This window comes from Pseudomonas brassicacearum, from assembly GCF_003732175.1.
GTDB classification, from domain to species: Bacteria; Pseudomonadota; Gammaproteobacteria; order Pseudomonadales; family Pseudomonadaceae; genus Aquipseudomonas; species Aquipseudomonas brassicacearum_G.
This window is the reverse complement of sequence record NZ_MOBI01000045.1, coordinates 1-19,642: the sequence shown is the minus strand read 5'-3', so window position 1 is coordinate 19,642 and position 19,642 is coordinate 1. Positions and strand designations below refer to the sequence as shown.

General features: G+C 57.5%; 13 protein-coding genes and 1 pseudogene. 6 read left to right on the top strand and 8 right to left on the bottom strand.

All coding sequences use genetic code 11. The features are described from left to right. Window positions 1-33: 33 nt before the first annotated feature. Window positions 34-774: a hypothetical protein gene (locus BK658_RS29350; RefSeq protein WP_185019925.1), complete on the bottom strand. Its 741-nt coding sequence runs from the start codon at window positions 772-774 to the stop codon at window positions 34-36. Between the two features lie 34 nt (window positions 775-808). On the opposite strand from BK658_RS29350, the pseudogene BK658_RS29345 reads away from it, so the two are divergent. Further along, window positions 809-955 (top strand): annotated as a pseudogene (locus BK658_RS29345) (LysR family transcriptional regulator); the annotation flags it as partial. 277 nt (window positions 956-1,232) lie between these two features. Here the strand turns inward: BK658_RS29345 and BK658_RS29340 are convergent. Continuing rightward, window positions 1,233-2,063, bottom strand: coding sequence for a cyclase family protein (locus tag BK658_RS29340; protein ID WP_259740168.1), 831 nt, complete (start codon window positions 2,061-2,063; stop codon window positions 1,233-1,235). Between the two features lie 360 nt (window positions 2,064-2,423). Between BK658_RS29340 and BK658_RS29335 the strand changes: the two genes are divergently transcribed. Next, entirely contained in the window at window positions 2,424-2,987 is a 564-nt protein-coding gene (locus tag BK658_RS29335) for a histidine phosphatase family protein (protein ID WP_123585358.1), read from the top strand. 117 nt (window positions 2,988-3,104) lie between these two features. On the opposite strand, the gene yfiB is transcribed toward BK658_RS29335, so the two are convergent. Genes yfiB through yfiR form a run of 3 tightly spaced genes read right to left on the bottom strand, consistent with a single transcriptional unit; the run spans window position 3,105 to window position 5,454 of the window. Next, window positions 3,105-3,608, bottom strand: coding sequence for an outer membrane lipoprotein YfiB (gene yfiB, locus BK658_RS29330; RefSeq protein ID WP_185019924.1), 504 nt, complete (start codon window positions 3,606-3,608; stop codon window positions 3,105-3,107). 5 nt (window positions 3,609-3,613) lie between these two features. Then, window positions 3,614-4,882: a diguanylate cyclase DgcN/YfiN gene (gene dgcN, locus BK658_RS29325; protein WP_123585357.1), complete on the bottom strand. Its 1,269-nt coding sequence runs from the start codon at window positions 4,880-4,882 to the stop codon at window positions 3,614-3,616. Further along, window positions 4,879-5,454, bottom strand: coding sequence for a regulatory sequestration protein YfiR (gene yfiR / locus BK658_RS29320; protein ID WP_123585356.1), 576 nt, complete (start codon window positions 5,452-5,454; stop codon window positions 4,879-4,881). The genes dgcN and yfiR overlap by 4 nt, the downstream gene beginning before the upstream one ends. 350 nt (window positions 5,455-5,804) lie before the next feature. Here yfiR and BK658_RS29315 point away from each other — a divergent pair, with 350 nt between their 5' ends. From BK658_RS29315 to BK658_RS29300, 4 genes are all read left to right on the top strand, one after another. After that, window positions 5,805-6,656: a sugar phosphate isomerase/epimerase family protein gene (locus BK658_RS29315; RefSeq protein WP_123585355.1), complete on the top strand. Its 852-nt coding sequence runs from the start codon at window positions 5,805-5,807 to the stop codon at window positions 6,654-6,656. Window positions 6,657-6,668: 12 nt separating this feature from the next. After that, window positions 6,669-7,727, top strand: coding sequence for an isopenicillin N synthase family dioxygenase (locus tag BK658_RS29310; RefSeq protein WP_123585354.1), 1,059 nt, complete (start codon window positions 6,669-6,671; stop codon window positions 7,725-7,727). Between the two features lie 42 nt (window positions 7,728-7,769). Beyond that, a complete protein-coding gene (locus tag BK658_RS29305; RefSeq protein WP_123585353.1) occupies window positions 7,770-8,570 on the top strand; it encodes an ABC transporter substrate-binding protein in 801 nt (266 codons plus the stop codon). A 99-nt stretch (window positions 8,571-8,669) separates the two neighbouring features. After that, complete coding sequence (locus BK658_RS29300) at window positions 8,670-10,208, top strand: amino acid ABC transporter permease/ATP-binding protein (protein WP_123585352.1); 1,539 nt, start codon at window positions 8,670-8,672, stop codon at window positions 10,206-10,208. A gap of 65 nt (window positions 10,209-10,273) precedes the next feature. Here BK658_RS29300 and recD read toward each other — a convergent pair whose 3' ends face one another. From recD to recC, 3 genes are read right to left on the bottom strand one after another with little or no spacing between them, the layout of a single operon-like run. Then, complete coding sequence (gene recD, locus BK658_RS29295; RefSeq protein WP_123585351.1) at window positions 10,274-12,361, bottom strand: exodeoxyribonuclease V subunit alpha; 2,088 nt, start codon at window positions 12,359-12,361, stop codon at window positions 10,274-10,276. Beyond that, complete coding sequence (gene recB / locus BK658_RS29290; RefSeq protein ID WP_123585350.1) at window positions 12,358-16,047, bottom strand: exodeoxyribonuclease V subunit beta; 3,690 nt, start codon at window positions 16,045-16,047, stop codon at window positions 12,358-12,360. Before recB ends, recD begins: the two co-directional genes overlap by 4 nt. Next, window positions 16,044-19,496 carry an exodeoxyribonuclease V subunit gamma gene (gene recC / locus BK658_RS29285; protein WP_123585349.1) on the bottom strand — a complete coding sequence of 1,151 codons (3,453 nt, stop codon included), beginning with the start codon at window positions 19,494-19,496 and terminating at the stop codon, window positions 16,044-16,046. The genes recB and recC overlap by 4 nt, the downstream gene beginning before the upstream one ends. Window positions 19,497-19,642 lie beyond the last annotated feature (146 nt).

Sequence of the window (19,642 nt, the reverse complement as noted above, 5' to 3'; positions counted from 1 at the left end):
CCTTATCGTAAGGGGGAAACGGTGTCCTGTCTTTCATGGGGCTCGTTCAGTGAGCTTCAGCTTCTTGTCATATGACTTGGGTATGTGACCGTTATCAACTGCCCATGCAAGGACTGCTGACAGTTTGACGAGCAGCTTATTGACCGTTGAAGGCATGCGCCCATCTGAAAGACGATCACGCAGAGCCACGAGGTCAGCCCGTGAGTGAGTCCGCATGTCCAGCTCACCGAGAGCCACAGAGATTGTCCCGTGGCAAATCTTGGTTTCCTTCAGCGTTGAGGTCTTTTGGTCTTGCCCACGGTCGGCCAAGTAGAGAGCGGAAAGCGCCTCAAAGGTCGTTGCGGGAGCTAATACAGATAGCGACACAGAAGGCTTCAGGGGTCTGGTTGAGACACCCATAGGTCCAGAGTTGCTATCGTGAAAACCGCCCCACACCTGCGTAACGTCGCCATCACGTCCAGACTCAAACAGCTCCACCGAGACACCACGGAAATGTTCCTTCAGCTTGCTCCACGAAGCCTCTGGGTTCTCCAAATGGAACGCCCTGACAAAGCCTGAGAGCTGCTCTGAGGCATCCATAGCAGCCCTTCTGTTGCTGGTCTTGAGAGAAACCGCAGCAGCCTCGGTCGTGCTACCTGTCGCCCTGAGACGCATGTAGTAAATACCGTTGCGTCTGTAGTGATACGGCTTAGCAAGCCTTGTGGTCGGCCTTACGGGAAAAGCGAGACTTGTAACGGTGCTTGTAACAGCAGGTTGAACTTCAAGGAGGTTCATAACGGTTAGCCCCTGTAATCATTGGGTTAACCTGATTTCCTTGAAGTTCTGGATGTACTGCCGCGAGGACTTGCGCAAGCTCAAGCGGATCACGTTGTTGTGGGATTACATCCGCGCCGTGACCGAGCAGAATCAGGCGCTATTGATGGGTGAAACCCGAACGATGTACTTCGCTGACTGACAGCCCTTCAAGGAAATCAGGTAGCCGCGTCAGTAGCTCGCAATTGCTCGGCTTTACGCTAATCGAACCCTAACTCAGACAGATAAGAATCATCTGTTTGTCTTCGTTGCGTAATTGCGTGAACTTGACCACTCAATTGCGTTGCATCTGACCATCCTTTTAACTAAACCGGCGAGCTTTCAAACCTTGACCAAGGTACTTCAGCGCGCAACCATCTGCCAACAGCCGTTCCACACCAACACTCCGTTAGTTAATATTATCTCAAGTTAAAATGGACTCAGGGTACAAACGCCATCACGGAAGCAGGAGACCCCGACCCATCTTTCAGCCGAAGCACGCCAATGACCAGTGTTGTGCCTTTCGCTGGAAGCTGATCCAGGTTAGTCAGGCACTCTAGAACGATTCCATCTTTCGCCAGAACCTGACTATTAGTGGCGAATACCGTGTCCTGCCCTGGATCAGCTCCATGCGTATCGATACCGACGCCCGCAATCTGGCGTTCTTCAAGCAGAAATTTTGCCGTTGCGGCGCCGACACCCGGAAAGTGTGGGCCTTGAGCATCTTGATTGATAAAGCGTTTAGGATCGTTCCACAGGGCTTGCCACCCGGTATAAAACAGCACAACAGAACCTTGGTCGATGCGACCATGATCGTGCTCCCATTTTTCGAGATCTTGAATGCCGATCACATAGTCAGGGTTATCCCGGGTTTGAGCTCGTAGATCAATCATAACAGCCGGTCGAACCAGGGACTCCGGCTGATAACCATCAATCCCAATAGCATTGGGATGAAAACTATTGGGCGCGCTCATGTGGGTTGCACTGTGCTCACCGATACCAAAGCGCCGCAGGTAGCAACCGTCTTTTTTATGGGAGGCCACCACATCGAATGTGACCGGAGGGTCGTGAGGCCAAAGTGGTATGGATGGGGTAATGATGTGACTGAGGTCAATTACCTTTCGAAACTGAATACTCTGCATTCCTTTATCTTCCTTATCCTCTGCGAAACTTTCAGCGACACCGGCCGACAGCAAGGTAGTCAGTATGCCAATAGACACCTGTTTAAAATAGCGCTTGTTTGCGTTGATATAGCCATGACGATTGCGCACTCTTCCTATCATTAAGGAATTCCAGTCCTCGCGTCCAGCTGCTCCGTCTATTCTATGCTCGTTAATCCTAAAGAGGTTTCTGTATTGGAGAGTATTAATCCTTTCAATACATCACCGGACTCCGTAAGCGATTAATCAGACGACTAGTCTCGGCTCTCTACTAAATCCCTTGAAATATCGACTTCTGTAGAATCCCGCGCCATCACAGCCAGGAGGCCACGATGGCAAAACGGTATGAACTCCCCCGGCGCAGCCTGGGATTGGATTGCAGATATCTTCGCTGCAATCTGCCGTGGCTTAAAATGCCCGCCGGGTGCATTCTCTGCACTCCTGGGGCAGTAAGACAAGGACGTAAGCACAATGAGCAGGGAGATCATCCTGATGCGCCATGGGCAGCCGAATCTGGCCGTGGTCAACAAGGTTTCAGCGCTTGATATGAAACGCTGGATCGAGCAATACAACCTATCCGAAATCATCAACCAGCCCGCCCCAGAGGTGAGTGTGCAACTGGCCGCTACCGCCCAAGTGATCGTATCGAGCAGTGCGCCTCGGGCTCTGACATCCGTTCGGGCGCTGGGCCTTCAGCCCACACTGGTAGATGCGATTTTCTGCGAGGCGCAGCTGCCCCATGGTCGCTGGACACTGCCACGTCTTTCACCGTTTACGTGGGCATTTATCCTTCGAGTCTCATGGTTATGCGGCTTCTCAGGGACGGTAGAGTCTGTCCGTCAGGCCAGGATTCGGGCCAACGAGGCCGCTCAACAACTTCGATCCCTTGCGAGCGCAGGACCGGTCCTGTTGCTCGGTCATGGATTCATGAATCGAATGATCGCCAAGCAGTTGGAGGCTGCCGGATGGACTCGCCAGAAACGCAATGGCAACCGTTACTGGAGCGCAATGGTCTATCGAATGAATCAGAGTTAAGACACGTCGATAGTAACCGGGACACACCCGGCTTATGACATGCAAACGCATCAGCGCCGTGACCGAGCGGAATCAGGCGCTATTGATGCGGCGACCCCGAACGATGCACTTCGCTGACTAGTCGGTGCTCACCACAATCGATACCCGGCGATTCTCGGTGCGTCCGGTGGTGGTGGTGTTGGATGCCACCGGCTCGGCGCTGCCAAGGCCGCGCAGTCGAATGTTCTCCTCGTGCATGCCAACGCTGGTCAGCACTTCGCCGACACTCTTGGCGCGGCGAAGGGAAAGCTGCTCGTTATAGGCTTCTTTACCCGACGTATCGGTGTGACCATCGACCCGCACGCGCTCAATGCCGGCACCGTGCAACGCCTTGCCGATTCGCTCGACGATTTCGGTACTTTGCGCGTTCAGGTGATCAACGTCGCTGCCAAACAGCACCTTGCCCGACAAACCGAAGGCCCAGCCCTCCTCGGTCAATTCGAAACCCTGTTGCTTGAGCACCGTGATCTGCGCCGGTGTGAGGCCTTTTTGCGGTGCAGTTTGGCATCCGGTCAATGCCAGCACGGCCATGAGCAAGGTAAAGGTAAAGAATCGCAGGGAACGCTGGGTCAGTGAAAACAAGGCTGTTAACTCCTGGTTTGAACGTTGGCGACAAGGTGCTCCGACCCTGCCGTGTATTGCCCGCCTCGAGCGAGACGTTTGGCTTGATACATTGCCGCATCGGCGGCATCGAGCAGTGTACCCGGCGTAGCGCCATGATCAGGATAAATGGCGATGCCAACGCTGAGTGAGGTCAACACCTGGGTATCGCCCGGCAACTGAACCGGCAGCTCCATGCTGGCGATGATCTTTTCGGCAATTCGTTCGGCGTCTTCGGTGTTGTGCAACGGCGTCAACAGCACAGCAAACTCATCGCCCCCCAGGCGCGCGACCAGATCCTCTTCACGCAATTGCGCCCGGACTCGGGTTGCCACGGCAACCAGCACGGCATCGCCAGCAGCGTGGCCGAAGTTGTCATTGATACCCTTGAACCGATCGCTATCGAGAAACAGCACGGCAACCCGTTCATCGTGTTTGTTGGCATTGCGTAACGCGCGAATCAGTCGACCTTCGAAAAACGCCCGATTCGGCAAACCGGTGAGGCTGTCATGACTGGCCTGGTGGGCCAGCGTTTCGTTTTCGCTTTGCAGGTGGGTTTGCCAGGACTCCAGCTCATCAAGCAAGGCATTGAAGTCGTTGCCAAGGCTGTTGAGTTCGGCAATTTTCGCCGGCGGCACGCGACGATCGAAGGCTCGCTCCTGGCGCGCTGCGTGAGCGACCTCGGCCAGGCTGCGCAGTGGGCCGGTAATCCCTCGTAGTTGACGTCGTGCCAGATACAACGCGACCCAGGCGCTAACTGCCGTACACAAGACAATCCCGGCCAGACCGCTGAGCAAAAAGCGCATCAGACTGCCGCCATGCCCAATCAGCAGGATGCTGCCGATTTTCTGACCTTGATGGAGGATCGGTATGTTGATGGGCTTTTCCAGAAGCGATCGGGCGATCTGCATTTCCAGTTCGGAAACCAGACCGGTTTCCGGTCGCTGCCAACGAGCGAGCAGTTGGCCCTTTTCATCGAACACCTGGGCATCAGCCACTTCTTCTGTGGACGCGATCAGCGCCAGTGCTTCGGTCGCCGCCGCGCTGTCGTTGAACACCACTGCAGCTTCCACCGTGTAATTGATCGAACGAGCAATTAGCTGCAGGTTGTGATCGGCATACACCCGCAAGGCCAGTACCCCGAGCAGGGTCAGGGACAGACTGGCCATGGCCACTCCAACCAGCGCAACGATCAAGTGTCCACGGCCAATGACCGATTGCAAAGTTGGGCGGTTGCCGGACCTGAACAGGCTCATGGGGCCGCCGCTTTACGGCGAGAGAGTTGCAAGACGCTGGGGTGAATGCGCACACCACTGCGGGCCACCGAGTCGAGGTTGACCTCAAACGAGACTTGATTGTCACTGACCCGCAGGCAGAACAGACTGCCTACCGTGCATTGGTCGCCCCCCTCGCTGATACTCAGCACCGGATGGCCTGTCAATGAAGCGAAGAGCGTGCTGCGCTCTTCATTGGTCAGTTTGCCGATGTAGATTGCGTCACACTCACTGGCGATCGCCGGGTAATTGGCCAACAGTCGCCGAACGACCACCGGGCGACCCGTGGCTTGAGTGGTACCTTTGACCAAATCGTCGGTGTACTCGGTGGGACCGACCACGCACAAACGCAATTGCGCTGGCTCCACTGGCCAGCGTGCGTAGCTGAGGATTCCCAACACCACTTGAGTGACCGACATGGCGCGCTGATCAGCCATGCTCACCGGGGCCTGCAGCTCGGCGAAAACAGGGAGGCTCAACAAACAGAAAAGGCCGGCCAGCAGCAGCTGCTTCCAGCCAGCAATGCGTTCTGTCGTCCAGACAGCCAGCTTCATGCGGGAACTCTCGTTGATCGTCATGGATGATGCCGCAACGATAGCATATCCGGTGAAATGCTCACGAAAACAGCGAGCATTGATAGGCGCCTATTTGTTTATAAAATCCTGAAGTAACAATTTGGGGTTTCCTATTTTTCTCTGTTTCACACCATGTCTACCATCGGCACCAACGTGACCTGTAACCGCACCGCGGTCCTAATAACAATAAAAGCTGACAGCGACGTAAGTGAGAACGGATCCACCGAGATCCGACTCATGAAAACCTTTTGCTACTGCCATAACAGCTCGATTCGGTCATGCACCGGCGTCGAGCCTTGAGTAGTTGAAGGCGTCGTGGAGGTTCACCGATGAAACTGGAAATATTCCGTACCCTCTGGGGCTATAGCGCGAGCAAGGCCCAGGCACTCGATGAGTTGGTGAAAGCCGGCTTCGATGGCATGGAAGCTCGCCTGCCGCTGGAAGTCCGCGAGCGAGCCGAGTTCGGCGCCTTTCTAAAGGCCAATGAACTGGCTTACATCAGCACCGTGTTTACCGCCTATGACGTGCTGCCGGAACAATCCGCGTCGCCCACCGAACACCTTCTTGATCTGGACAAAAAACTCGCTTGGGCTGCGGAGCTCAATCCACGCTTCATCAATGTGCTGGCCGGCAATGATCGCTGGCCGCTGGCGCAGCAGGTGGAATTCTTCGGCCAGGCCATGACGCTTGCACGCAAGCACGGGCAATTCTGCAGCTTCGAAACCCACCGCTCACGTTCACTGTTCAACCCTTGGCTGACGCTTGAACTTATCCGGCAGCTACCCGACTTGCGGTTCACCAGCGATATCAGCCATTGGGTCGTTACGTGCGAACGGTTGTTGAATGATCCGGCGGATGACCTGAGTGCCTTCGTCGAGCGCGTGCACCATATCCAGGCCCGGGTGGGCTATGACCAAGGCCCGCAGGTTCCCCATCCCGCCGCCCCGGAATACGCCCGGGAACTGGCCTTCCATCAACAGCACTGGGAAGCCATCTGGCGCTCCCAGCAGGCTCGCGGCTATCAGGTCAGCACCCTGACGCCAGAGTTTGGTGCCGACGGCTATTTGCACCACTTGCCCTTCACCAATGTGCCGGTCGCCGACCTGTGGTCGCTGAATATCTGGATGGCCAACACAGAGCGCGAACACTTCGATCGCTTCAATCACTCAACCCTCGCGTGAGGTGCTTGCAACATGTCTGAGCAGATCAATAACACTACGCCCCAAGCGAACTTCAAGAGCATTCCGGTGGTGGATATCGCCGGCCTGTTCAGCATCGAACGGGAACATCGGCTGGTCGTCGCAGAGCAGCTCGGGGTGACCGCCAGTGACGTCGGCTTTCTCTATATCACCAGCCACGGCATCGATCCGCAGTTGATCACCAACTTGCGCCAGGCAGCCAAGGACTATTTCGATCAGTCCCTGGAAACCAAGATGCAGCACTACATCGGCACCTCGAAGACTCACAAGGGCTTTGTCCCGGAAGGTGAAGAGGTTTACGCCAAGGGCAAACCGGATCATAAGGAAGCCTTCGACATCGGCTTCGAAGTCCCGGAAAACGATCCGCTGGTGCTGGCTAACACTCCGCTGCTCGGACCGAATGAATGGCCATCGTTGCCAGGTTTCAAGGAAGCCGTACAGGCCTACTACGCCGCGATCTTCGCCCTCGGTCGACGGCTGTTCGGTGGCTTCGCCCTGGCATTGGGCCTGGAGGAGGACTATTTCGACAGCATGGTCACCCGGCCGCCCTCGAAGCTGCGGCTGATCCACTACCCGTTCGACGGCACGGCTCAGGATGCACCTGGGATTGGTGCACATACCGACTACGAGTGCTTCACCATTTTGCTGGCTGACAAACCCGGGCTGGAGGTGATGAACAATCTTGGCCAGTGGATCGATGCACCGCCTATTCCAGGGGCGTTCGTGGTGAACATCGGCGACATGCTCGAAGTCATGACCGCGGGTGCATTCGTTGCGACGGCTCACCGTGTCCGCAGTGTCAGCGAAGAGCGCTACTCCTTCCCTCTGTTCTATGCCTGCGACTTCCATACCCAGATCAAACCCCTGCCGGGCTTCGCCAAGACCGGGCAGGAGTATGAGCAGATCGCCATTGGCGAACACATGTACAGCCAGGCGCTGCAGACTTACCAATACCTGCGCAAGCGGGTGGAAAACGGAGAAATCACGTTGCCGGAGAAGGCGCGTAAGCCTTCGAGCTTCGGGCACCTGAAAAATCAGACACAACCGTCCTGATCATTGCTGTCGGCCACTACTTTCTAATCGGAGTCACCGAAAATGCTTTACAAAAATAACCGTGCTGCCCGTTTGTCCCTGCTCGCCGCCAGCCTGTTCTGTGCAACTGCCAGCATGGCTTCCGCCGCCACACCGGGTCAGTTGAAAATCGGCATGGAAATCACCTACCCGCCGTTCGAATCCTATGATAGCCAGAAGAATATCGTCGGCTCCGATCCGGAACTGGCTCAAGCCCTGGCCAAGCAGATGCAAGCCAAGGCTGAGTTCGTCGATACCAAGTTCCCCAATCTGATCTCCGGCCTGAACTCCGGGCACTACGACGCGATCATCTCTGGCATGTACATCACGCCAGAGCGTCAGACTCAAGCGATGACCATTGGCTACGCCGTAACGGGCGCGGCAATCATGGCGCCGAAAGACAGCACGCTGAATGCACAAACCCCAGAAGACCTCTGCGGCCTGAAAGTCGGACTGGAACAAGGCACCACCTGGGTCGCTCAATTGAAGAAACTCTCGGCCGACTATTGCGTGCCGAACAACAAGGGCGCCATCACTGTCAGCGAGTTCCCATCGGCACCGGAAGTGACTCAGGCCCTGCTGTCGAAAAACATCCAGGCCCAAATGGAAATCGCCGGCGCAGCGAAGATGATCGCCGAACACACCAACGGTCGTGTGGTGGTCACCTCCCAGCATCTGGTCTATCCGCAAACCCTCGGCATCTTCGTCAAGAAAGGCAATGACGAGACCTATCAGGCGCTGCTCAAGGCGTTTGATGGCGCGAAAAAAAGCGGTGACTACGCAGCTATTCTGAAGAAGTACAACCTGGAAGAAGCGTCCAACTAAGGCGACGCCCCTTCGCGGGCCAGCACACGCTTACAAAAGTACCGTTCCCTGTTCGGGAGCGGCTTACCCGCGAAGATTTCAATGCGGTTCGAGGTACTTATGCAGTTCGATTGGTCGTACTTTTTCTCCCTGTTCGCAGACTCCGCCTTCTGGCAAGCCTGCGTCACCGTAATCGAACTCAGTGCCCTGGCCTGGTTCATCGGCATGCTGCTGGGCTTTCTGCTGGCCTCGGCCAAACTGTCGACTTCGGCCTGGCTCAGACTTCCGGCGACCGCGTATATCTGGTTCTTCCGCAGCATTCCGCTGCTGGTGCTGGTGGTCTTCGTCTACAACCTGCCGCAGTTGTTCCCGATGACCGGCTCGGTCCTGTCCAACCCGTTCTACTCCGGGTTGTTCGCGCTGGTGATCACCGAAGCGGCGTATATGGCAGAGATCCATCGCGGTGGCCTGATTTCGGTCGCCAAGGGTCAGAAAGAGGCCGGGCGCGCGCTGGGTATCGGCTTTCTGGGCTTGCAGCGTTTGATCGTGATTCCTCAGGCTTTTCGCATTTCCCTGCCGACCTTGATCAACGAATACATCACGGTGGTGAAACTGACGTCGCTGATCTCGGTGATCTCCCTGACCGAACTGCTGACCGTCGGCCAGCGCCTGTACGCGCAGAACTTCCTGGTCATGGAAACCCTCGGCGCAGTAGCGGTGTATTACGTGTTTATCGTCAGCGTGTTCGGCTGGTTTTTGCAGCGACTGGAACACCATCTGGATCTGAACCAACGCAAGCCGCAAACCCTCGACGAAACCGCCGTAAGCCGACTCAAGGCCCAATCCCAACCACTGACCAGCACTGCCGGCCTCCCAGTCAATCGCGGTGCGGTACCGGTTCTACAACTGGAGAAGATCCACAAGCGCTATGGCAATCACGAAGTGCTCAAGGGCATCGACCTGACTGTCGGCAGTGGCCAGGTGATTTCGATCATCGGCCCGTCAGGCTCAGGTAAAACGTCGTTGATTCGCACCATCAATGGACTGGAAAGTATTGATCAAGGCGAGATCATGCTATTTGGCGAAAGCTTCATCGGTTCCAACGACACCCCCAACAGCGCGAAGGTTCGTAGTGGCGTGCGGCATATCGGGATGGTTTTCCAGAACTTCAACCTGTTCCCCCATCGCTGCATTCTCGACAACATTACTCTGGCGCCGCGCTTCCACGGCAGCGCAAAACCCTTGAGTGAACAATGCGCCTATGCGCTGCTGGACAAGGTCGGACTGCTGGCCCACGCACACAAGTATCCGCATCAGCTTTCCGGCGGTCAGCAACAACGGGTAGCGATTGCCCGGGCATTGGCCATGGAACCGAAGATCATGCTGTTCGACGAACCGACTTCGGCCCTCGATCCGGAACTGGTGGGCGATGTATTGAATGTGATCCGCGATTTGGCCAAAGAAGGCATGACCATGCTGATCGTGACCCACGAGATGGACTTCGCGATGTCGATTTCCGATCGGGTGATTTTCATGGAAAACGGAAATATTCAGCTGGATGCAAGCCCGTACGCCATACGCAATGCGCGGGCCGGGGAACGAGTCCGGCGCTTCATGGGCCTGACCGCCCAGACCGAAATGCTGCTGGCAGCGGAGTAGACCTCGGAGCAGGCCAGGTCTTGGTGGCGATAGGTCAAATCCTCTCGCCACCACACTGCACCCGCTCACCCCAGCTCCAGCATCAACCCGCTCAAGCGCTTGACCTTGCGTCGTACGGCTTCTTCAAAAATCCCGGTACGTGGTTCGATCAGGCTGAACCAGTTCTTGGCGCGGGTGATTCCGGTGTAGATCAGCTCTTTGGTCAGCACCGGGTTCAGCGCATCGGGAAGGATCAACGCCGTGTGGGCGAATTCGGAGCCTTGGGACTTGTGCACGGTCATGGCGTAGACGGTTTCCACGTCATTGAGCCGGCTGGGCAGAACAAACCTCACGCCACCCTGACCATCGTTACGCGCAAAAGCGACGCGCAGCACCTGGCGCCCAACCTCCTGGCCATCGCGCTCAGGCAATTTCAGGGCGATACCGATGTCGCCGTTCATCAGACCCAGGCCATAATCGTTGCGCGTCATCAGCACCGGACGCCCTTCGTACCATTGCTGATCACTGTCAATCAGTCGCGCCTTCAGCAGCGCGCCGGTAATCCGCTGATTCAGCCCCTCGACACCCCATGGCCCCTTACGCACGGCACACAGCAGTTGGAACGCATCAAAGGCTTGCAAGACATTGCGTGCCCACTCGATCCAGCAAGGATCGTCGGGAAGTGAGTTGAAGGACGGACGCTGGTTGCGCAAGAGACTCAGGTAATGCCGATAACCCTGCGGACCCTCGCCCTGGCCTTCGAGCAATAGACGCTCCAGCGCCCTGTCCTGCTCCCCCTTGAGGGCCAGCGAAAAAAGATCGGCATGACTGCGGGCAGCCAGCAGCTTGCGGGCCTCATCGGCCTGCTGCTGATTGACCCAGCGCGCCAGTTGACCAATGTCGCTACCTTCGCCAAATCGCCGCGAATGACGCAGCATCACGACCTGCTGGGCCAGCGGGTGAGTGGCGTCGGTGTCTTCCTGCAAACCGCTGGAACCAAGACTTTCACCACTGACGGCCTCCAACCAGTCGCGGGTCTGCGGGCTGTACCAACCGGCCTCGGCATCGCGGCACAGATCACCGAGAACGGCGCCGGCCTCCACCGACGCCAACTGATCCTTGTCACCGAGCAAGACCAACCGGGCATGCGTCGGCAACGCATCAAGCAGATTGGCCATCATCTCCAGGTCGATCATCGAGGCTTCGTCGACCACCAGCACATCCAGCGGCAAGCGATTACCGGCGTGATGACGAAAATGCCGGGTACCCGGCCGGCTGCCGAGCAGCCGGTGGACCGTGGTCACGTCAGAGGGGATTTTGTCCCTGACGCTCTCGGCGACTTGCAGTGTGCGAACTTGCTGACTGATGGACTCTGTCAGCCGCGCGGCGGCCTTGCCCGTGGGTGCGGCAAGTCGAATCCGCAGTGGCTTGCCCGCCTCTACGGCAGGCGCCTGGAGCAGGGCCAGCAAACGCACGACCGTGGTGGTTTTGCCGGTTCCGGGCCCCCCCGTAACGATGCTGAATGCACCACGGGTGGCCAGGGCACAAGCGAGTTTTTGCCAATCGATCTGCGCGCTGGAACTGGCCTGGCCAAACAGGCCGCTCAGGCGTTCGGACAGGTCATCAGGCGTTGGCTCATAGGCGATAAGTCGTTGGCGCAGCGCACTGTCGATGCGCCGTTCGTACGTCCAGTAACGGCGTAGATACAGTCGCTTGCCGGACAATACCAACGGACGCTGCATTGCTTCGCCGCCCCCATCGGCAGCCAGCGCCACAAGACTGCTGGACGCCAGGACCTTGCACCAGTGAGCGCCCTCCAATGCTTCAAGCAATTGCGATGGCAACAACAGGGTACCGGTCTGCAGATCGCCTTCCGGCGGCAGGGAAAGCGCGAAGTCCGGCTCCTTGAGCGTCTCGAACAGATCGAGGCACACGTGCCCGTGCCCCAGTTGATGGCTGGTCAAGGCTGCCGCCAGCAACACCAGCGGATCGCCATCGGGTGCCAGCTCGTGAAGGAAGGCGACAAAGGCTTTGTCCAGCGCCCGAAGCCAGCCACGCTCGACCCAGCGTTCGAGTAACAGCAACAGGTCATCGGCGCGGCTCAGCGGCGTCAGTTGCGCAAGGCTCTCGGCCGTCAACGGCGTGGGTAACAAATCGGCAAAGGAACGGCTCATAGCAATACACCCTGTTCCCAGGCCGGTTCAGGCTTGGGTTCTGGTTTCCCCTGGAACAGCCGGTCCAGACGTTCGATCAATTCCCGTGGCGGACGAGCGAAATACACGCCTTGGCCAGGTGCCCGGATGCCGCGCAGGAACAGATACAAGGCACCGCCCATGTGCCGGTCGTAGTCGTAATCAGCAAGTCGTGCCTTGAGCTGGCGATGCAGCGCCAGTAGATACAACACGTATTGCAGGTCGTAGCGATGATCGAGCATCGACTGTTCCATAGCCTGCTCGGTATAGGCCGAATCGTCGGCACCGAGCCAGTTCGATTTGTAATCCGCGACGTAATAACGCCCCGCGTGCTCGAACGTCAGGTCGATAAAACCTTTGAACATGCCATTAAGCAGTACGGGTTCGGCAACCACACGAGAAGCGCCGGCATGGGTGAATTGGCGCACCAGCTCGTCGAGTTTCAACACATCGACTTTATGGCTGGCAAACCAGAACTCCATCTCGACCCGGTACTCGGTCAGTTGTTCGAACACCACGGGGGGTTGTTCGGCACCGATGCGTAATGGCACTTGCAACAAGTGCTGCAGCCAGTCGCTCAGGGTATTGATCCAGCCCTCCCAACCACGGCGGTTGCACCGGCGCGCAATGGCGTTTTCAATGGACTTCGGGTCTACGGTGAAACCTTCGTCACCCGCCCACTCCAATAATCCATGGAGAAAAGTCCCGGGATTCGGCCCGCGCGGGAAGCGATGGATATCACCACCGCTGGCGAGCACTTCGCGTGGCGCCTCGGGATCAAGTCGCTCGTCGTCGAAAAGCTTTTGCGCTTGCGGGCTTTCCGGCGCCTCGTCGTTGCCGGCGCTCAGGCTATCGCCAATGCGCAACGCACTGTAGGAGGCGATCCACCAGTTCTCGGCCGCCTTGCGCTTCGGTATCAGCGGTGCGAGCAACGTTGCCTCATTGCGTGGCGGGTGAAAGCGTTCGGTTGTGGCTTCAGGCATCTCGCCATAGCTCAATGCCGTGCAGTTTTGCTGCAAGTCTTCCAGCCAACGCTTCAGTGCCGTCGATTCGGCCAGCTTCTCGCCGCCGCCCAGCAGATAGCCCAATGCCGACAGGTGCAGTACCGAGCTGTTGTTATTACCGCGTTTGAGGTCGGTGACACCCAGCCAGCAAGCATGCTGGGCACGGGTCACGGCCACATAAAGCAGACGCAAGTCTTCAGCCAGACGCTCATCGTCCGCCAAGGCAATCAGCTCGGGGGTTGGGCTCAACGTTATCTGCGCTTGCCCGTTCGCGTCGTGGTAGTGCAACGGCAAGCGACTGCCATCCACCGGTTTTGCCGAACAAATGAACGGCAGAAAAACCAGCGGATACTCAAGGCCTTTGGACTTGTGGATGGTCACTACCTTGACCAGTTGCTCATCGCTTTCCAGACGCAGTATCTGCTCTTCGCCGGCCTGCCCGGACAACGCCAGATGCTCGGACAAATGACGAATCAGGGCTTGCTCACCATCTAGCTCGGCGGCGGCTTGTTGCAACAGCTCCGAGAGGTGCAGCAAGTTGGTCAGTACCCGCTCGCCATCGCTTCGAGCAATCAAGGCCTGAGGCAGTTCGAAATCGTGAAGCAACCGGCGCAACATTGGCAGGATGCCCTGACTGCGCCAGATCACCCGGTACTCACGAAACTGCATGACGCGCTTCTCCCAGGCGAGCTCATCCTGGTTCAAGCGCTCCAGTTCTCTCAGGGACAGGTTCAAGGTGATGCTGGCCAGCGCTGCACGCAGCGGGCGCTCGACATCCGGCTCGGCGCAGGCCTTTAGCCAACTCAACAGGTCGTGAGCCTCTTGAGCCGCGAACACCGAGTCCTTGTCCGATAGATAAACACTGCGCACACCCCGCGCGGACAATTCGTTACGTACTGCCTGAGCCTCTTTACCATCGCGAACCAGAATCGCGATATCTGCCGGTAGCAACCCCTGCAGATCCTCTGCCCCCCGGCCAAAACCCGCACGCCCCTGCTGACCGCCATTGAGCAATGCCGTGATTTCACTGGCGCACGCTGCTGCCAGTTGCTGTCGGTACACAACACCGGACAACGGTTGCTCGCTGGACAGCTGCCAGATATTCAACGCGGGTACGGCCTGACCATTGATCTGCAAAGACTCTTTGCGTCCTTGAGATTCGACCGGTAGAAATGGAACCGGGTTTTCGCCATTTTTTTCACGAAACAGAAACGCTCCACGCCCCTGTTCACGGGCTTCGGCACGCTGGAACACGTGGTTCACCGCATCGACCATCCCGTGACTGGAGCGGAAGTTGGTGCCCAGGGTATGCAAGCGGCCACTCGTTGCCTGACGCGCGCGCAAGTAGGTGTAGATATCGGCGCCGCGGAAGGCATAGATCGCTTGTTTAGGGTCGCCGATCAGAAACAGCCCACATTCGGGGTTGTTGTCTTCAATGCGATAAATGCTCTCGAAGATCCGGTACTGTACCGGGTCGGTGTCCTGGAATTCGTCGATCAATGCGACGGGAAACTGCTCGCGAATCAACGTCGCCAGACGCTCGCCACCTTCGGCTCGCAATGCAGCATCGAGCCTCAGCAACATGTCGTCGAAACCCATTTCAGCACGCCGACGCTTCTCTTCTTCAAAGCGTGCACCCACCCACTGCGCAGCATGTTTCAGGACAGCCGCGTCAGGGGTCGGCAATGCATCGAGACTGGCTTTCAGGCCGGGCATGGCGTCCAGGCCGGGGTGACTTGGTGCCTGACCTTTCCAGGCCTCAGCCATGCCATCGGGTGTCAGACGAGTGAAGCCGGTGCCAATATCCAGTTGTTCAAGGCTGTCATCCTCGGCCCAGGCACTGATTTTCTCGAACCAGGGCTCGAAGTAACGCGCTTGCATCTTGCGTCCGTCGACAGACTTGCTGGCGACGCCTTGCAGACAGATCTCGCGCAACTCATGCGGCCATTGTCGCCAAGGCGCCTTGAGCTCCAGCAACGCATCACGTCGAGCTTGCAGACACTCCGTGATCAGCTCGGCAGGTTCTTTCCCTTCATCGCTGTCACGCTCACTGGCGAACAATCCGCGTACCTGCGGAAGCAAGGCGGCCGGGCCGCCCCAATGACTGCGAACCCAGTTCAGCGCATCACCTTGCATCGGGTAGCAAAACAACCGCCAGTAATCGCGCAGGACTTCACCGAGCAGATCGCTGTGATCAACCTCGAGGGTTTGGGTGAACAGACTGCCACTGTCGAACGCGTGCTCGCGCAGCATCCGTTGGCACCAACTGTGAATCGTCGAAACTGCCGCCTCATCCATCCACTGCGCGGCGATGTCCAAACGGTTTGCACAACCAGACCACTGTTCGGGACTGAACTGCCCACGCAACTCGGCAATCAGGCTGTCGGGCGCTGGCGTTTCGTCGCGGAAAAACCGCGCGGCCTCGGCAAGACGTGTACGGATCCGCTCGCGCAACTCTTTGGTCGCGGCATCAGTAAAGGTCACCACGAGGATTTGCGGTGGCAGGAGTTCACGACCAAAACCCGCAGCCTCGTCACCGTGACCAAGCACCAGCCGCAGGTAGAGCGCGGAAATAGTGAATGTCTTGCCGGTGCCGGCACTGGCTTCGATCAGTTGACTACCGCGAAGCGGGAAGGCTAATGCCAGAGGGACTTTCGCTGTCATGAGTGCGACTCCTCACTGGTCAATGAGCGCCAAGGGGCTTCGAGCAGCGGACGGTAGAGCGCGTCACACCAATCGACAAAGGTTTCGTCGGCAATCAGGGCGTTGTAATCGGCAAACTGGCGAGCCAGTGCAGGGCTTTCGCGGCGCTCGCCATCGGTGGTCTGACCGTCGCCTTCATAGGCTTTACGAGCGGCAGCCTCAGCTTTGAGCGGATCAGTCTGTCCCAGCCAGGCGAAAGCCGTTTTTACCGCTATAGGCAATGGCTGGCGCATACCCGATTGCCAGGCCTGTAACAGATTACCCAGGGTTTTCAGCGCGGTTTCTTGCTCGATAGGGGCGAGCAGCAAGGTATCGTCACTGGCCACCAATCCTGTAGTCATCGACAAGCCGCTCGCGCAAGCCACCAGGTGGTTAACCCAAGGGCGGATCAACCGATGCCACTTGCGGGTCTTGATCGAACCGATGCTGTTGGGGATCGTAGTGACAGCCAGCAACCCGCCATCGCTGCGTTGATGAAGACCGCTGAGCCAGCCTTCCAGGCTCACTCCCTGCAATTGGAGCGTCACCGGCAAAGCACTGTTTTGCGGTGTTGGCCACAGCACCAGTAACTGTTGATAACGTTGCAGCAGATCCGGTAGCGGCTCGATCAACTCACGTTGCAAACACTCGCCGAAACCGGCCATCGGCAGCAAGCCGCTGTCCTGTAACCTTTTGGCCTGTGCATTCAGAGCTTGTTCAGGTTGATCAGGGCTAGCCAGTGCAGCTTCAAGCAGGCTGTCGCTCAGGCTGTAGCGTTGCAACGCATCAAGCACGAAGGGCTCTTCATCCGCCAAGGGCGCTTCAGCCGCTTCGAAAAACACCTTGAGACGCTGACTGAAAAAATGCCGCACGGGATTGCGCAGGAAATCCTGTAGTTGACCAAGACTCAGCGGCTCTTCCTGAACATAAGCATCAAGCACTTCCAAGGCTGGGGCGCGGTCATGCTGCTCATGCAACAGCTGCCATTCTCGGGCGTAGCTGAACAATTGATCGCCTTCATGGAAGTAACGGACACTGAAGGGTTGTAACGGATGTTCCTGGGTCATCGCCTCAAGGAGTTCCTTGGTGCCTTCGGCGAGTTTCCAGCCGTTAGCCAAGTGGTCACGCAACTGACCGATCAATACCGATGCGGGGCGCTCACTATTGTCGCGAATACTGCGCCCGACCCAACTGATGTAAAGCTGATCCCGCGCCGAAAGCACGGCTTCGAGCAATAGATAGCGGTCATCCTCTCGCCGTGACCGATCACCGGGGCGGTAATCGCTGCCCATCAGATCGAAGTCCAATGGCGGTTGCGCACGCGGATAATCACCGTCGTTCATGCCCAGCAGGCAAACGAGTTTGAACGGGATTGCACGCATCGGCATCAGCGTGCAGAAGTTTACTGCGCCGGCCAGGAAGCGTTGGGACAAACGCCCCTGATCGAGATCGGCCAACCATGCTTCACGGACCACCGTCAGCGGCAGTTCGTCCTGCAAGCCTACCGATTCGCAGGTCTCCAGCCAGGTTTCGCGGAGCAACTCGAGTTGGGCCAGCAGATAGTCGTCATGTTCATTGCTGGCCAGGAAAAATAGCTGCATCAACGCTTGCAGACGCCCCCCCCATTGCTCGGGCGATGCCGGTTGTGTGAGTTCTGCGTGAGCGATCTGCAAAGCATCGAGTAAAGCTACCAATGGGCCGATCAGTGCCGCGTCCAGTCCACCAATTTCATCATAAGGTTCAATGCCCTCGCAGGAATGACCACTGCCAACGGCATACCCCAGAAGCATGCGACGCAAGCCAAAACGCCAACTGTTTTGCTCAAGCTCATCTGGTAAACCAAGACCGGCGCGCTGTTCCGCGTTCATACCCCAGCGAACGCCAGCCCCTTCGATCCAGCGATGCAAGGTCGGCAGGTCGCGCTCCTCTACACCAAATCGGGCGCGCAATGCCGGGACATCCAACAAGTCGAGAATCTCGCTGACCGGGAAACGGCTGTCAGGCAGTTTAAGCAAATGCTCGACCGCGATCAGTAGCGGGTCACGACCACGCTGCCCCTGGTCGGTCAGCGTGAAAGGGATAAAGCGCCGATCTTCCCGCTCAAGTTGACCGAACACGGCGCGGATGTGTGGAGCGTAACTGTCGATGTCCGGAACCATCACGATCACATCGCGTGGGCGCAACTGCGGGTCTGCGCTAAAGCGCGCGAGCAACTGATCGTGGAGTATCTCCACTTCACGCTGTGCGCTATGGGCAATGTGAAAACGGATCGACTCGTCCTGCTTCAGATCGACTGCTGGCCAGAGCAAGCGGGTTTCATTCAGCGGGCGCAACTCGAGGATGTCGTCCTGCAATTGATTGAGCATGTTCAACGGCTGGCTTTCGCTGAAAAGGTCGATACGTCCATCGCGAAAAGCTGATCGATAGCTGTTGGGATCGTCATAACTGTCGAGCAGGTTGATGTAGTCCCGCCCTTGCTTGCCCCAGGCTGCCAGCAGCGGGTGAGCATGTTGATGCAGGGTTTGTGGGTCAAGTACGACCGGCATACCGGTCTTGCGCGCCTGTCGCTTGTACTGATGCCTTAAAAGGTCTTTATCGGCGACGATGTCTGCCCAGTGGTGACGACATGGGTTATGCACACAGAGCAGAACCTGGCTGAAGCGAGCTAATCCTGCGAGTGCTTCCAGGGCTTGGGCAGGTAGCGAAGAAATGCCGAAAACGATCACCCGTGAAGGTAATCCCTTAGGTGCGGTGTCCAGGCCAGTGATTGTCTCGATGAAACGTTGGTGAACGCCTGCACGGCTTTGCGCCATGCCTTGCTCACCGACGTCCAGCAACAGCGCACGCCACAACTCAGCCTGCCAGCAGTTGGCCGGAGTGAGCGGCTTGCTCTCACCTCTACCGTTACGCAGTTGATGGCGACCCGCCGCCCAATCTTCCAGCCAGTCCGCCCGGTACACTTGATACTGGTCAAACAGATCCGCAAGCCGCTCAGCGAGCTGATAGCGTTTACGCAGGTCGGTATCGTGAGTCAGGAAGCGTTGCAGCGGTTCGAAATGTGGTTGATCAATCAGCTCTGGCAACAGGCGCATCAATCGCCAGGTTAGAGGGGCCTTGTCCAGCAACGATTTCGCTGGAATTTCATCACGCCCGAGCACTGATCGATAAAGTTGCCACATAAAGCTGCCGGGTAACTGCACATCAATGGCTGCAGCGATGCCACAGCCGCCCATGTCGTCATCTTCAGGGTCTTCGGCCAATGCCAGCTTCAGCCATTGGGCAATACCATTGCTCTGCACCAGAGCGATTTCATTTTCCAGGGGGGCAAGCGGATAACGCCGCATCCAGCTGACCACCAGGCTACGCAGTTCGTCCAGGCGGTTGCCGTGAACCACCATAAAACCAGCACTGAGGAACGAGGCGTCCGCCATAAGGGCTTCCTTGGAGAAATGCAAAAGCTAGGGCCGAACCTTAGCATTGTCAGGTGACTGTGACAGCCGGGAGCTGTCCGATGTTGCCGTACGAACTTTCTCGCAGGCAAAACAAAACCCCAACTGCTTTCGCAATTGGGGTTTCG